The organism is Planococcus faecalis (assembly GCF_002009235.1).
GTDB classification, from domain to species: domain Bacteria; phylum Bacillota; class Bacilli; order Bacillales_A; family Planococcaceae; genus Planococcus; species Planococcus kocurii.
Genome location: NZ_CP019401.1, coordinates 1214447 through 1228060 on the forward strand (window position 1 = coordinate 1214447; position 13614 = coordinate 1228060).

A 13614-nucleotide genomic window follows, 5' to 3' on the forward strand; every position below is an offset into this window, starting at 1 on the left:
TTCACGAAATAGTGAATAGCATCATATGCGCCCGTAGCTCAATTGGATAGAGTACTTGACTACGAATCAAGCGGTTAGAGGTTCGAGTCCTCTCGGGCGCACCATATTTTTATACTCAGCAACTCAAGTTCGGGAAGTAGCTCAGCTTGGTAGAGCACTTGGTTTGGGACCAAGGGGTCGCAGGTTCGAATCCTGTCTTCCCGACCAAACAATGGGGCCTTAGCTCAGCTGGGAGAGCGCCTGCCTTGCACGCAGGAGGTCAGCGGTTCGATCCCGCTAGGCTCCACCAACTTTTTAAAGTAAAGATCCCGGCGGCGTAGCTCAGCTGGCTAGAGCGTACGGTTCATACCCGTGAGGTCGGGGGTTCGATCCCCTCTGCCGCCACTTTTTTAGGACCTTTAGCTCAGTTGGTTAGAGCAGACGGCTCATAACCGTCCGGTCGCAGGTTCGAGTCCTGCAAGGTCCACCATATGTATTTTATCTCGGAGGAATACCCAAGTTTGGCTGAAGGGATCGGTCTTGAAAACCGACAGGGGAGTCAAATCCCGCGGGGGTTCGAATCCCTCTTCCTCCTCCATATTTTTAAAATGTGTGGACGAATTTCTTTTGAATTATACTATTGTCGCGGGGTGGAGCAGTTCGGTAGCTCGTTGGGCTCATAACCCAAAGGTCGCAGGTTCAAATCCTGCCCCCGCAACCAAATGGTCCCGTGGTGTAGCGGTTAACATGCCTGCCTGTCACGCAGGAGATCGCCGGTTCGATCCCGGTCGGGACCGCCATTTCCAATAAATAAAGTGGGTCAGTAGCTCAGTCGGTAGAGCATTAGATTGAAGCTCTAAGTGTCGGCGGTTCGATTCCGTCCTGACCCACCATTTTATGCGGGTGTAGTTTAGTGGTAAAACCTCAGCCTTCCAAGCTGATGATGGGGGTTCGATTCCCCCCACCCGCTCCATAATATTACATATGGGCCTATAGCTCAGCTGGTTAGAGCGCACGCCTGATAAGCGTGAGGTCGATGGTTCGAGTCCATTTAGGCCCACCATTCCGAAGTAGCTCAGTGGTAGAGCACCGCACTGTTAATGCGATGGTCGTAGGTTCGAGTCCTACCTTCGGAGCCATACTGGGGAAGTACTCAAGTGGCTGAAGAGGCGCCCCTGCTAAGGGTGTAGGTCGGGCAACCGGCGCGAGGGTTCAAATCCCTCCTTCTCCGCCAGTATTTGGCCCCTTGGTCAAGCGGTTAAGACACCGCCCTTTCACGGCGGTAACACGGGTTCGAATCCCGTAGGGGTCATTATAAAAAAGTGTTATGCATTTAATTGCATAACACTTTTTTTCGTTTTACTAGAATTAAGACTGTGAAGAATCATGCCAAGCATTACAATGAAAATCCCGATTATTGCTAAGCTTGAAGGTAAGATAATTGACAAGAAAAGTGCTTCTCCTGCTAACGCAAATAAAACTTCCATTGATTGTGTCGCTTCTACTGCTCCTAGTTTCTGCATATCGCCTCTAACTAGATCAGTCGCTTTAAAGAAGAGTACTGTTGCCATTACACCTGAACTGATTGCTACAATTAAAGTTTGTAAGCTTTGTGAAGCGCTAGGTCCACCTACAGTAACAAGCCCATATAATGATAGGATAAACCAAAAAGGTAGACTAGCTAGTGTCATGCCCAAAACCCTCTGATACGCATCCAACCTACCTCCACATATATCCATCATTTTTCTATTTCCTAATGGGTATGCGAAAGCTGCGAGGATAACAGGGATAAAACCGAACCAAAGTGTTGAAGAAGAAACAACTGCTACATGTTCAAGTTGCATTAAACTGACTCCTGCTAATATGATAAAAGAAATCATCAAGCTTTTAACAGGAATCTTTCCTCTTAGTTGAGTAGTTTCTTTATTGCTATGTATGGTAATGAGAAATAAGGGAGCAAGTAATGTACCAGCGACTATGGTAATTTGCCATGTTCCTGCGATGAGCCAGCCAGGGGAATAGGCTGCAGCGAAACATAGTGGAGCATAGAATAAGCCAAATCCAACAAAACTCCATAGGGTCCAAGCTCTTTTGTTTTTATTCATTTCTTGTAACAGCGGTTTTAAGTTCTTTCTTAATACAACAATCAAAAGTAAAAAGGGAATCATGAAAAAGTATCGGAGAGACGCACTCCAGATCCAATTCCCGCCGTCAGCTTCCATCGTGGCGTTGAGTACGAAAGTAAATGCAAAGAAAAAAGCTGCAATAATGCCGATGATGATAGGTTTCACTATATATCCTCCTCATTCGAAAATTTAGAATTATTTATTTACTATAACTTATAATTAACTGTTCTTCAAAGTATTATTTTAGACAAACAAAAAAAGGATTTCTCTAGAAATCCTTTTTTGTTTGTCTATATTATAGAAGGTAATCAATCAGTAACCCAATTCCAAGTAAAAAAGCCACAAATGTATTTGTTTTTCCAGTATCTTTCATCGCCGGCATCACCTTTAGAGGTTCTGTAAAACGTTTAAAGATTTGAACGACTTTAATAGGTTTAATGACGCTTATGAAGACTAGTAAGGCCCACGGTGTCAATATTCCTACTAGGATAAGAATGACAATCCATACGTAGGCTAGAATGAAAAACCACATAAGAATATTGACAGCTGCCGGTCTTTTAACCAAAATAGCAAGTGTTTTGCGTCCACTTTCTTCGTCGCCCACAATATCGCGAATGTTATTGGCTAGCATAATAGCTGCTACTAATAATGTGCTCGGAATAGCAAGTAACGATGCTTCTAGGGTTACCATCCCCGTTTGAATATAGAAGGCAATGATTACAATCAAATAGCCCATGACTACGCCAGAGAAAAGTTCGCCAAAAGGTGTGTAGGCAATAGGATATGGCCCACCGGTATAAAAATAGCCAATCCCCATTGCAACGGCACCTACAACTAAAAGCCACCAACTAGTTAGTGAACAAATATAGAGACCAATAACTGCAGCAATCCCGTAGAACAATAAAGCTAGATTTAATACAGTTTTCGGTTTCACACCGTTCCGAACAATTGCACCCCCAATACCGACAGAGTTCTCATTGTCTAACCCTCTAGCAAAATCGTAATATTCATTGAACATATTAGTAGCTGCTTGAATCAACAAACTCGCAACGAGCATAGCTAGGAATAAAATCCAATCGATAAGGGAATACTGTAAAGCAATCATCGTTCCGAGGAATACGGGAGCGAAAGAAGCGGTTAAGGTATGCGGCCGAGTTAGTTGCCACCATACGCGCCATCCGCTGTCTGCTTGTAGTGAATGTGTCATATATCTCTCTCCTTTAATTCTTTCCACTCCTCATTGTACTTCAAAATAACAGTGAATACAGCAAATGATGTGCTGATTTTAGCAGAAAAGAGTATGATAGAAGGTAGAGATTAAAAAGTAGAACGTTTGTGGAATAAACTAGACTGTTGTCTTAAAACGGAGGTAATCAGGTGAATTCAGAATCGTCTTCATCGACTCAACAATCTGCGGATAGCCAATATGAAGGCTACCGCTTTTATACGGAAACAATTGAAGTAACACGCATGTCAGCATTGGCATTTTTTGAAGCCGGCGGAAGTGACCACTCAGGAAAACGACTGTACTGGCAAAATCGGGAAAAGACCTTTACGTTGGTCGGAATTGGTCATGCCCATGTATTGTCTACAAACAAGGCAAATGGAAGATTTGAAGAAATAAAAAAAGAGTGGCAGAACTTATGTCGCCAAATTGTCAATGAAGAGCATTCGGTTCAGCCGGTTCTATTTGGTGGATTTTCGTTTGATCCGTTAAACAATAAAGCGAGTGAATGGAAGAGATTTCCTCAGGCTTATTTCGCAGTGCCGACTTTTCAACTAGTGTTAAAAGGAGAACAGGCTTTTATTAGTATCCATTTAATCACTCAAAAGCAAGAGAGTTTTGCAGAATTTGAGGCGATGCGCAAAGAGCGGGATAAATTGATCCATGCAGCCCAAGTATCAGAAGTGGACAAATACGATAAACCGCAAACAACGGGTCGTATAGAACTGAAAAAACAAGCTTATTTGGATTCCATCAAACAAGTAACCGACATTATTAAAGCTAAAGAAGTTGAAAAAGTTGTTATTGCACGCACGATGAAACTGGAATTTGAAGATGTGTTTACACCGACTTCAGCATTGTATCAAGTATCTAATGAACAACCTGAAAGTTTTCTATTTGGTTTGGAGGCAGAAGACCAATTTTTCTTTGGTGCGACTCCTGAACGATTAGTAAAAGTGGAAAATCATAAAGCCCTTTCAACATGTTTAGCGGGTTCTACTCCGCGTGGAAAAACCATTGAGAAGGATACCGAACTTGGGGAAATTTTACTGAAAGATTCTAAAAATCGTGCTGAACATCAATATGTAGTAAACATGATTAGTGAAGTTTTTAGAGCGAATTGCAGTCGGACAATCGTACCCAAATTGCCGAAATTGATGAAAATTAGGGATATTCAGCATTTATATACACCGGTTGAAGGAGACTTGAATCCAGGTGCTACGCTATTTGATTTGGTGCAAGTTCTTCATCCTACGCCAGCACTCGGTGGAGAACCCAAATTATTAGCGTTGGAAATGATTCGGAACTACGAAGCAATGAATCGCGGTTATTATGCTGCGCCTGTTGGGTGGATTGATGCCAAAGGAGACGGCGAATTTGCGGTTGCTATTCGGTCGGCTTTACTAGATGGCAAAGAAGCTTATTTATATGCGGGAGGTGGAATTGTAGCAGATTCCACGCCAGAGTCAGAATATGACGAGACATGGGTTAAGTTTAGGCCGATGCTCCGGGCATTGGGAGGTCAATTGAGTGACGAGTCGTAAAGCGTTAACAGAATATGTATCTGCATTCACCCATTCACTAGTTGAACTAGGCGTGGCAGCTGCAGTCATTAGTCCAGGATCTCGTTCAACACCATTAGCTTATGCTTGTATGAAACAAGAAGGCTTGACGGTATACCGTCAAATCGATGAACGTTCCGCAGCTTATTTCGCGCTGGGCATGGCGAAGGCGTCTGGTAAACCGGTGATGCTGTTATGCACATCTGGAACTGCAGCCGCTAATTATTTTCCAGCAGTCGTCGAAGCTTACTACGCACGTGTACCGTTAATCGTCGTAACGGCTGACCGACCGCACGAGTTGCGAGAAGTCGGGGCACCGCAAGCAATCAATCAAATCAATTTGTTTGGATCACACGTTAAATGGTCAACTGATTTGCCGATGCCGGAAACGGAAAATCAATTGGCGTTCTTAACGCGTCATTTGCACCGTTCTGTTCAAAATGCCAACAGTGAACCAAGAGGACCCGTGCATATCAATGTACCGTTTCGTGAACCACTTGGTATTGATTTCGAACAAACTTATGAAAGTAGCGGAGACATTGCCCATTTTGGTGGAGAACTTTCCCTATCTGCCGAAAGTCGTGTGTTTTTGCAGAACGTGTTAAAAAAGGACCGGGGACTATTAATTGTTGGGGAAATGACCAAACCGATGCCACCTGAATTTTGGGAGTTTGTTCAAAAGCTCAACTGGCCAGTACTTGCCGATCCACTATCGAATTTACGAGGCAATTGTCCATCAACTACAAGACATCTGATTGTTGATTCATACGATGCGTTGTTAAAAAATAAAGAGTTTAAAGAACAAGTAACCCCACAAGTCGTGTTTCGGATTGGGCCACAACCGGTTTCAAAACCACTGAGTTTGTTTTTGGCAGCAGCTAGACCTGAAACTTATGTGGTGTTTGATGAAAGTCCGATGTTGCGAGATGCGCAATCGGTAGCAACGCATCACATTCAGGCTTCTATAAATGGTTTGTGGCAATTGTCTTTAGAAATGAAAAAAACGAATTCGTACCGTGAAAAATGGACCAAGGCATCCTCTTTATATTGGAAAGTTGTAGCTCTTCATAGTCAAGAAGAGTTGGATGAAGGCGTGTTAGCAAAAGTGTTTTTTGATACATTGGAAAACTGCGATTTGATCATTGGTAGCAGTATGCCAATTCGCGACGTGGATACCTTCTTCCAATCAACAGAGCGGGATGTCATGATGTATGCGAACCGAGGGACGAATGGCATTGATGGCGTAGTGTCAACGGCATTTGGCGTACAAGCGGCAAAACAGCGACCTGCGTATTTATATATTGGCGACTTATCCTTTTTGCATGACATGAACGGCTTGATTGCGTCTAAAATGCAGGAAACCGATTTGACGATTGTTGTGATGAATAACGATGGTGGCGGCATTTTCTCTTATTTGCCTCAGTCTCAAGAAGAACGTCATTTTGAAGAACTGTTCGGTACGCCGACTGGATTAACGTTTAGCGATGCAGCGAACATGTACGATGCGCAATATGTATCTGCTGAAACGATTGCCCAATTTGCTGCCGCTTTAGATGAGCCGAAAACAAAATCAGTGAAGATTATTGAAGTGTTCACCAATCGTGAAAATAATGTGATGACACATCGTAAATTATGGAGCCGCTTTGATGAGGAGCTGGCTAAGCAATGAAACTAACAGTTAATGGAACTCACTACCATATAGAAGTAAGGAATCGAGAAAAACAAGAAACCGTAGTATTTCTGCATGGCTTTACGGGCACTACAAAAAGCTGGCACTCAGTTGCAACAGGTTGGACGGACCACAAACTTGTTTTCATTGATTTGATTGGTCACGGAAAGACGGAGAGTCCAAAATCAGTCGAATTTTATACAATGGAACGGCAACTCGCCAATTTAGATGCTTTGTTTGACCAGTTAGAGCTTGATCACTTTTCCCTTATCGGCTATTCAATGGGCGGGCGTACAGCGCTTGCTTATGCTTGTGAATTTCCAGTGCGAGTTAGTGGATTGATTCTAGAAAGTGCTTCTCCTGGACTCCGAAGTGGAGAGGCCAGAAGAAAACGCCGAGCCAATGACGCACATCTTGCAGAGCGAATTGTTACGCAAGGTCTTGAGCGTTTTATCGATTCCTGGGAAAACATTGCATTGTTCGATAGTCAGAAATCTTTGCCAGAAAAGGTCAAGGACACAATTCGCCAAGAACGCTTGGAGCAAAATCCAGTAGGGCTTGCGAATAGTTTACTCGGTATGGGAACCGGTTCTCAAGCTACTTATTGGGCAGAGTTAATGTGTTTAAATATGCCGGTTTTATTGGTAACAGGGCAGTTGGACTTGAAGTTTGAGTTGATTGCTAAAGAGATGGCTAGTCTGATGCCAAAGGCCATTCATAAAACTATCGACGCAGGACATGCAATACATGTGGAAAAACCTGCTGAATTTGCTACAATAGTAAGAGAGTATTTAAGTTTGAACTATCAAGGAGGAAAATCATGACACGCGAGTGGATTACAGAACGTACATACGAAGACATTAAGTATGAAATTTTTAAAGGCATTGCCAAAATTACGATTAACCGCCCGGAAGTGCGCAACGCATTCCGTCCGAAAACAGTTCATGAATTGATTGATGCGTTTTCACGTGCGCGCGATAACGCAGATGTAGGCGTTATTGTTTTAACTGGCGAAGGTGAAAAAGCTTTCTGTTCAGGTGGCGACCAATCTGTACGCGGACACGGTGGTTACGTTGGGGAAGATGAAATTCCACGTTTGAACGTATTGGATCTACAACGTTTAATCCGTGTTATTCCAAAACCAGTTGTCGCAATGGTTGCAGGCTATGCAATTGGCGGCGGACACGTCTTGCACGTTGTGTGTGACTTGACGATTGCAGCAGACAACGCACGATTTGGCCAAACAGGACCGCGCGTTGGTTCGTTTGACGCTGGCTACGGCTCTGGTTACTTGGCACGTATTATTGGTCACAAGAAAGCACGTGAAATTTGGTACTTATGCCGCCAATACGACGCACAAGAAGCACTGGACATGGGCTTAGTGAACACAGTTGTACCTCTTGAACAGTTAGAAGACGAAACGGTTCAATGGTGTCAGGAAATGCTTGAAATGAGCCCAACTGCACTTCGTTTTGTAAAAGCGGCGATGAATGCTGATACAGACGGTCTTGCTGGATTGCAGCAAATGGCTGGAGACGCAACGCTCTTGTATTACACAACAGACGAAGCGAAAGAAGGACGCGATGCGTTTAAAGAAAAACGCAAACCGGACTTTGGTCAATTCCCACGTTTCCCATGATTATAGAATAATTGAAAGCTGTCCTCTTGAGGGACAGCTTTTTTTGAAGAAAGGATTTTCAACATGACCTATCCGAATTGGTTGAGTCAGCGAAGTTATTTGAGCGGGGACCGTATGGCCTTGTCGTTTGAGCAGCAACAGTGGACTTTTTCTGAAATCAATAAAATTGCACTCGATTATGCCAGTAAACTTAGCGCACTTGGCGTGAAAGAACATTCACGTGTTGCAGTATTAGCAAAATCTACTCCAGAATTTGTTTTTGTCTTGTATGGTTGTATGCATCTAGGCTGTGAAATGGTCATGCTCAATGAGCGTTTATCAAGCAATGAATTAACATACCAAATAAACGATGCGGAAGTCGCGTTTATTTTCGTAGCTGATGTGCTAAAAGAAAAAGTGGACGATTCACGCATGGTTTTATTTAGTGAAATCGAAAAAGCCAACGCCGATCAATTCGAACCGCAACAACAATGGGCAAAAGACCGGACTCTTTCGATTATGTATACGTCAGGTACTACCGGACATCCAAAAGGCGTTCGCCAAACAGCGGAAAATCATTTTTCAAGTGCTGTATCTTCTGCACTTAATATTGGCGTTGCACCGGAAGATGTTTGGTTATGTGCAGTGCCTTTGTTTCATATTAGTGGATTTTCGATCTTAATGAGATCGTTAATATACGGCATGGGGGTTCGGTTATATGAGAAGTTTGACGCAGATCGTAGCGCAGAAGAAATTTGCAACGGCAGCGTGACGCATATGTCGGTTGTGGGTGTGACGTTAGAACGCATATTAACGAGTGTCGAAAGAGGTTCCACGCAAGCTTCTGATCGTTTTAAAGCGGTTCTTGCTGGAGGTGGACCGATTCCTGTTGCCTATATGAAACGTGCTGAAAACTGTGGGATACCGGTGTTGCAAACATATGGCATGACAGAAACATCATCACAAACAACAACTTTACAAGTGGCGGATGCAGAGCGAAAAATTGGATCAGCGGGTAAGCCATTATTTTTATATGAAGTCAAGACGGAAAAATTGGGTGAGGTGGGAGAAATCCTGATTCGCGGTCCACAAGTGACACCTGGCTATATAGGGAAATTTGCGGAGCGGAATGTGCAACAAGATGGCTGGCTTCACACGGGAGACATGGGTTATTTAGATGATGAAGGATTTTTGTTTGTGGTGGATCGCCGTTCGGATTTAATCGTTTCTGGTGGAGAAAATGTATATCCGGCTGAAATTGAAAAAGTAATATTGGGTCATCCTGCCGTTCAAGAAGTCGGTGTTTGCGGGGCACCGAGTGAGAGGTGGGGAGAAGTTCCCGTGGCATTTGTGGTATTGCAACAAGACGTGACTGCAGAAGAATTGCTGGCTTATTGCCGCGAGCAGTTGGCGTCTTACAAAGTGCCAAAACAATTGACGGTTATTGAGTCGTTGCCGCGCAATGCTTCCAACAAGCTGCTGAGAAGAGAGCTGAGAGCATGGGTATAACCATTAAAGAGATTGGCTTTAAGACAGTACGAAGACCGCTCAAAACCCCTTTTAAATCTGTTTTACAGCAAGTAGATGAGCGAGAAGTAATTGTTGTAAGTGTACAAGACGAGTCAGGAGACATTGGCTACGGAGAATGTGTAGCATTTGAAACTCCTTGGTATACAGAAGAAACCATCACCAGCTGTCGTTTTGTACTTGAGCACGTGTTACTGCCACTACTCAGGGGTCAAAATTTTCAACATCCAAAAGAAGTTTGGGAACTGTTCAAAGCTGTGAAAGGCAATCGGATGGCAAAAGCAGCCATAGAAATGGCTGTGTGGGATTTGTTTGCAAAACAGCAACAGCAGCCGCTTTGGCAATTTGTTGGTGGCATTTTGAAAGCAGTTCCTGCTGGCATCGTTATAGCTGCAGATCCTTCTCAAATAGGAGACCGAGTAGCGCAAGCGAACAATGCGGGGTACAAGCGTATCAAAATCAAAATTCATCCAGATACAGATCCGTTTGTGTTGAAATCTGTTGTTACTAACTATCCCGAGCTATTATTTTTCGCGGATGCCAATGGTAGTTTCAACAAAGCCAATTTTGAACGGTTAAAAGAATTTGATGATGTTGGGTTCACGCTTATTGAACAGCCGTTTGGAGAGCGTGAGTGGGCGTTACATGCGCGAGCAAAAGCGCAACTCAACACTAAAATTTGTTTGGACGAGAGTATTTCTAGTGTAGATGATGTTCAGCAAATGATCGATATGAAAGCAGGAGACATTGTCGTGTTAAAAATGAGTCGTCTTGGAGGCTGGACAGAAACCTTGAAAGTGGTGGAATTGTGTCGTGAGCATTCTATAGGCATGTGGGTGGGTGGCATGATTGAATTTGGCGTATCAAAGGCTCATAATTTAGCGCTGGCGTCGTTACCAGGTATAGAATATCCAGGTGATTTTTCTGCTTCTACTCATTTTTGGGAAAAAGATATAATCGAGCCGGAAATTTTTGTCGACAATGGTGAGATACAGTTAAGTCAGCTTACAGGAATCGGTTATAAAGTAGATACTGCTCATTTAAGCCCTAGCGAGGAGGCAAAGGAATGTTTTTGACTGGCATCCGTTTGTTGAGAGACCAAGTAGAGGATTTTGAACAATACCCTTTTACAGTACCTGCGGTAAACAGTATGAAACAAGTCAAGCTGAGCAACCCCATTACCTTTTTTGTTGGAGAAAATGGGTCGGGCAAGTCAACATTACTCGAAGCCATCGCAGATAAATGCGAATTTAATACAGCAGGAGGTGGACGCAACAATAACTATGACGTACACGCTTCTGAATCGGTGTTGGGTGAGTACATTCGATTATCCTGGATGCCAAAAGTGACCAATGGATTTTTCATGCGCGCTGAATCATTTTATCATTTTGCGACACATCTAGAAGATGTGAATGAAGATGGATTTCAGTCATATGGAGGTCGTTCGTTGCACAAGCAATCTCACGGGGAATCGTTCTTGTCTTTATTTTTGAATCGTTTTAATGGGCGAGCACTGTATTTGCTTGATGAGCCAGAAGCCGCATTGTCCCCCCAACGACAATTGACATTTTTGAAAATTTTAAAAGACTTGACTACACAAGAGAATTGTCAATTTATCATTGCGACACATTCACCTATTCTTCTTGGATATCCAGATGCACAAATTTTAAGTTTTGACGGAGGAGCGATTGAAGAAATCGATTATGAAATGACCGACCATTACCGAATCACCAAGTATTTTTTAGATCATCGCGAAAAGTTTTTAAATGAAATTTTGGAAGATTGATGGTCTGATGTATAATACAGAAAAGTAAATCAGAGTCGATTAGCTGACGGATCAAAAGGTGGGGGATGTATGAGGAATTCAGAAAAAGCGGTCATCAAAAATTTTGCGATCGGGTTACCTGAGAAAATGACCTATGAAAACGGCAAGGAAATGGAAACCGCTATTCGTAAACAACAAGCGCAAACGGTATTGTTAACTAAGGACGGTTTTCAAGGAGATGGTGTCGCAGATCTTAAGCATCACGGAGGTCCAGAACGTGCCGTGTGCATTTATTCGTATGAACATTATGCTTATTGGAAGGACCAATTTAAAGTTCAGTTACCCCCTGCTGCTTTTGGCGAAAATTTAACGGTGACAAATATGCTAGAGCGAGACGTCTGCATTGGGGACATTTTTCAAGTAGGAGAGGCTATTATTCAAGTGACGCAAGGAAGAGTTCCTTGTAATACCATTGACAGGCGACTGGACATGAAGCCTTTACTAAAAGAAATGGTGAAAACGGGCTTTACTGGTTATCTTTGCCGTGTACTAGAAGAAGGCATTGTGAGAGCCGATTCATCGATTCGTCTAGTAGCAAAAAGTCCACAACAAGTATCGGTTCTATATGCCAATGAAATCAATTTCCAGAGAACAAGAGACATCGATGGGATTGTCAAAGTATTGGAAGTAGAAGAACTCGCAGCTGAATGGCGGCAATTTTTGACCAAACGACTAACTAAATTAACATCGGGTAGCTAACATGAAAAAGAAAAGCACAGCAGAGAGAAGTTCTCGGCTGTGCTTTTTCACTATTTTAGAATGGTCTCAAGTACTTGTAGATTTTTTTCCATCAAGGTAAAATACGTTTCTTCATTGTCGATGTTTTCTTGTGTTAAAACGCCAAGATTGTGCATTTGGATTGCTTCAGCACCTACTTCTTTTCGAATAACCTCTGTCAAGTTAGACGAAACATTTTGTTCAAAGACGATATACTCTATGTTTTTTTCTTTTGCTAAATCAACAATCTCTGTTAACTCTTTTTGCGAAGGCTCATCCTGGCTATTTAGTCCAGCGATTGCCATTTGTTCAAAACCGTAAGGCTCTGACAAGTAGCCAAAAGCCTCATGGGAAACGAAAAAGGTGTCTTTCGTGACGCGCTCAGATAGCGTAGCGAACGAACGGTCTAAGGTTTCGAGCTCAACAACTAATTCTGTATAATTGCTTTCGTAAGTTTCTGCGTTTTCTGGGTCGGCTGTTATCAAGGAATCTTTAATCGATTCTGCTAATTTTTTGCTTAGTACAGGAGACATCCAGACGTGCGGGTCAGTTGAACCGTGATCATGACCATCATGGCTTTCAGCTTCTGCCTCGTGAGAATCTTCTTCATGCTCTTCATGAGATTGTTCATTATACCCAAGTGCGGCTTCTAAATCTTCATCTGTTAGAGTATCAGCAGTCGCTACAAATTCAACATTTTCATTTTTCAATGTTTTTTGAGCTTTGTCGATAAACCCTTCAAGACCCAGACCAATCGAGAACATCAAATCTGCATCTGCGAGTTGAATCATTTCTTGTTGTGTGGGTTCAAAGGTGTGTTCATTGGAGCCGGCAGGATAAATTGACTGAACATCAATCAAATCACCACCGATGCGCTCTGTAAAATAAGTTAGTGGATAAACCGTTGTATAAATTTGTAGCTTCGAAGCATCAGTATCGATACTTTGCGCTTCATCACTTGTTTTTCCACAAGCTGCTAATAATAAAACAATAGAGATTAGTAATAGTATTTTTTTCATATTTTCCTCCAAAATGTAATGATTACGTTTTAATGACTAGTTGAATATTACAGTATACGCAATAAAAACACAAGAAAAACCACCAATTATTTTTTTGGTGGCCATTCTTCAGGGACGAAATCGATTCCCCCTTTATGGAAAGGATGGCAGCTTAAAATGCGTTTCGCGGCTAGATATCCGCCTTTTAACGCGCCATGCTTTTCGACAGCTTCAATGCCGTAATGCGAACATGTTGGATAAAATCGACAGCTTGGGGGTGATAAAGGAGAGATGAATCGTTGATAAAAACGGAACATCCGTAGTAAAGTCGTCTTCATAAAATTTCAACTCTTTTCGCAGAATTACTT

At 42.7% G+C, this 13614-nt stretch carries 12 protein-coding genes and 14 tRNA genes; 22 read left to right on the top strand and 4 right to left on the bottom strand.

The genetic code is table 11. From position 1 onward, the window contains the following. Nucleotides 1-27 precede the first annotated feature (27 nt). The 14 genes from AJGP001_RS05995 (at nucleotide 28) to AJGP001_RS06060 (ending at nucleotide 1291) form a co-directional block, all read left to right on the top strand. Nucleotides 28-104: transfer RNA gene (locus AJGP001_RS05995), tRNA-Arg, on the top strand. 26 nt (nucleotides 105-130) lie between these two features. Continuing rightward, a tRNA-Pro gene (locus AJGP001_RS06000) sits at nucleotides 131-207 on the top strand. 6 nt (nucleotides 208-213) lie between these two features. After that, a tRNA-Ala gene (locus AJGP001_RS06005) sits at nucleotides 214-289 on the top strand. 21 nt (nucleotides 290-310) lie between these two features. Continuing rightward, nucleotides 311-384 (top strand) — tRNA-Met (locus tag AJGP001_RS06010). 8 nt (nucleotides 385-392) lie between these two features. Continuing rightward, nucleotides 393-469: transfer RNA gene (locus AJGP001_RS06015), tRNA-Ile, on the top strand. A gap of 15 nt (nucleotides 470-484) precedes the next feature. After that, nucleotides 485-577, top strand: a tRNA-Ser gene (locus AJGP001_RS06020). Between the two features lie 46 nt (nucleotides 578-623). Beyond that, nucleotides 624-700, top strand: a tRNA-Met gene (locus tag AJGP001_RS06025). 3 nt (nucleotides 701-703) lie between these two features. After that, a tRNA-Asp gene (locus AJGP001_RS06030) sits at nucleotides 704-779 on the top strand. A gap of 17 nt (nucleotides 780-796) precedes the next feature. Further along, a tRNA-Phe gene (locus tag AJGP001_RS06035) sits at nucleotides 797-872 on the top strand. 6 nt (nucleotides 873-878) lie between these two features. Beyond that, a tRNA-Gly gene (locus tag AJGP001_RS06040) sits at nucleotides 879-952 on the top strand. Nucleotides 953-965: 13 nt separating this feature from the next. Then, nucleotides 966-1042, top strand: a tRNA-Ile gene (locus AJGP001_RS06045). Nucleotide 1043: 1 nt separating this feature from the next. Next, nucleotides 1044-1118, top strand: a tRNA-Asn gene (locus tag AJGP001_RS06050). Between the two features lie 4 nt (nucleotides 1119-1122). Beyond that, nucleotides 1123-1213: transfer RNA gene (locus tag AJGP001_RS06055), tRNA-Ser, on the top strand. Nucleotides 1214-1219: 6 nt separating this feature from the next. After that, nucleotides 1220-1291: transfer RNA gene (locus tag AJGP001_RS06060), tRNA-Glu, on the top strand. Between the two features lie 13 nt (nucleotides 1292-1304). Here the strand turns inward: AJGP001_RS06060 and AJGP001_RS06065 are convergent. Together AJGP001_RS06065 and AJGP001_RS06070 are read right to left on the bottom strand one after the other, a co-directional pair. Beyond that, a complete protein-coding gene (locus tag AJGP001_RS06065; RefSeq protein WP_078080251.1) occupies nucleotides 1305-2270 on the bottom strand; it encodes a DMT family transporter in 966 nt (321 codons plus the stop codon). 130 nt (nucleotides 2271-2400) lie between these two features. Further along, entirely contained in the window at nucleotides 2401-3312 is a 912-nt protein-coding gene (locus AJGP001_RS06070) for a 1,4-dihydroxy-2-naphthoate polyprenyltransferase (protein ID WP_078080252.1), read from the bottom strand. A 170-nt stretch (nucleotides 3313-3482) separates the two neighbouring features. Between AJGP001_RS06070 and AJGP001_RS06075 the strand changes: the two genes are divergently transcribed. The 8 genes from AJGP001_RS06075 (at nucleotide 3483) to AJGP001_RS06110 (ending at nucleotide 12230) form a co-directional block, all read left to right on the top strand. Next, a complete protein-coding gene (locus AJGP001_RS06075; RefSeq protein WP_078080253.1) occupies nucleotides 3483-4874 on the top strand; it encodes an isochorismate synthase in 1392 nt (463 codons plus the stop codon). Next, nucleotides 4861-6561, top strand: a complete 1701-nt coding sequence (gene menD / locus AJGP001_RS06080) for a 2-succinyl-5-enolpyruvyl-6-hydroxy-3-cyclohexene-1-carboxylic-acid synthase (RefSeq protein ID WP_078080254.1) — start codon at nucleotides 4861-4863, stop codon at nucleotides 6559-6561. Before AJGP001_RS06075 ends, menD begins: the two co-directional genes overlap by 14 nt. Further along, a complete protein-coding gene (gene menH / locus AJGP001_RS06085) occupies nucleotides 6558-7385 on the top strand; it encodes a 2-succinyl-6-hydroxy-2,4-cyclohexadiene-1-carboxylate synthase (protein WP_071153363.1) in 828 nt (275 codons plus the stop codon). The genes menD and menH overlap by 4 nt, the downstream gene beginning before the upstream one ends. Further along, nucleotides 7382-8200, top strand: coding sequence for a 1,4-dihydroxy-2-naphthoyl-CoA synthase (gene menB, locus AJGP001_RS06090; RefSeq protein ID WP_071153364.1), 819 nt, complete (start codon nucleotides 7382-7384; stop codon nucleotides 8198-8200). The genes menH and menB overlap by 4 nt, the downstream gene beginning before the upstream one ends. A gap of 63 nt (nucleotides 8201-8263) precedes the next feature. Next, complete coding sequence (locus AJGP001_RS06095; RefSeq protein WP_078080255.1) at nucleotides 8264-9688, top strand: o-succinylbenzoate--CoA ligase; 1425 nt, start codon at nucleotides 8264-8266, stop codon at nucleotides 9686-9688. Continuing rightward, nucleotides 9679-10782 (top strand): o-succinylbenzoate synthase, encoded by a 1104-nt coding sequence (gene menC, locus AJGP001_RS06100; RefSeq protein ID WP_078080256.1) that lies wholly within the window; start codon nucleotides 9679-9681, stop codon nucleotides 10780-10782. Before AJGP001_RS06095 ends, menC begins: the two co-directional genes overlap by 10 nt. Next, the gene (locus AJGP001_RS06105) at nucleotides 10773-11492 is read left to right on the top strand and encodes an AAA family ATPase (protein ID WP_078080257.1); all 720 of its coding nucleotides are present in this window, start codon (nucleotides 10773-10775) and stop codon (nucleotides 11490-11492) included. Before menC ends, AJGP001_RS06105 begins: the two co-directional genes overlap by 10 nt. Before the next feature lie 69 nt (nucleotides 11493-11561). After that, on the top strand, nucleotides 11562-12230 hold the full coding sequence (locus AJGP001_RS06110; RefSeq protein ID WP_078080258.1) for an MOSC domain-containing protein: 669 nt from the start codon (nucleotides 11562-11564) through the stop codon (nucleotides 12228-12230). A 50-nt stretch (nucleotides 12231-12280) separates the two neighbouring features. Here AJGP001_RS06110 and AJGP001_RS06115 read toward each other — a convergent pair whose 3' ends face one another. Further along, the gene (locus AJGP001_RS06115; RefSeq protein ID WP_071153365.1) at nucleotides 12281-13267 is read right to left on the bottom strand and encodes a metal ABC transporter solute-binding protein, Zn/Mn family; all 987 of its coding nucleotides are present in this window, start codon (nucleotides 13265-13267) and stop codon (nucleotides 12281-12283) included. A gap of 86 nt (nucleotides 13268-13353) precedes the next feature. Further along, on the bottom strand, nucleotides 13354-13584 hold the full coding sequence (gene yidD, locus AJGP001_RS06120; protein ID WP_058385824.1) for a membrane protein insertion efficiency factor YidD: 231 nt from the start codon (nucleotides 13582-13584) through the stop codon (nucleotides 13354-13356). Between the last annotated feature and the right edge of the window lie 30 nt (nucleotides 13585-13614).

Coding starts and splice junctions, on each gene's coding strand:
- AJGP001_RS06105 (WP_078080257.1), top strand. CDS start 10,773: ATGTTTTTGACTGGCATCCGTTTGTTGAGAGACCAAGTAGAGGATTTT.
- menH (WP_071153363.1), top strand. CDS start 6,558: ATGAAACTAACAGTTAATGGAACTCACTACCATATAGAAGTAAGGAAT.
- AJGP001_RS06095 (WP_078080255.1), top strand. CDS start 8,264: ATGACCTATCCGAATTGGTTGAGTCAGCGAAGTTATTTGAGCGGGGAC.
- yidD (WP_058385824.1), bottom strand. CDS start 13,584: ATGAAGACGACTTTACTACGGATGTTCCGTTTTTATCAACGATTCATC.
- AJGP001_RS06115 (WP_071153365.1), bottom strand. CDS start 13,267: ATGAAAAAAATACTATTACTAATCTCTATTGTTTTATTATTAGCAGCT.
- AJGP001_RS06070 (WP_078080252.1), bottom strand. CDS start 3,312: ATGACACATTCACTACAAGCAGACAGCGGATGGCGCGTATGGTGGCAA.
- AJGP001_RS06110 (WP_078080258.1), top strand. CDS start 11,562: ATGAGGAATTCAGAAAAAGCGGTCATCAAAAATTTTGCGATCGGGTTA.
- menB (WP_071153364.1), top strand. CDS start 7,382: ATGACACGCGAGTGGATTACAGAACGTACATACGAAGACATTAAGTAT.
- menC (WP_078080256.1), top strand. CDS start 9,679: ATGGGTATAACCATTAAAGAGATTGGCTTTAAGACAGTACGAAGACCG.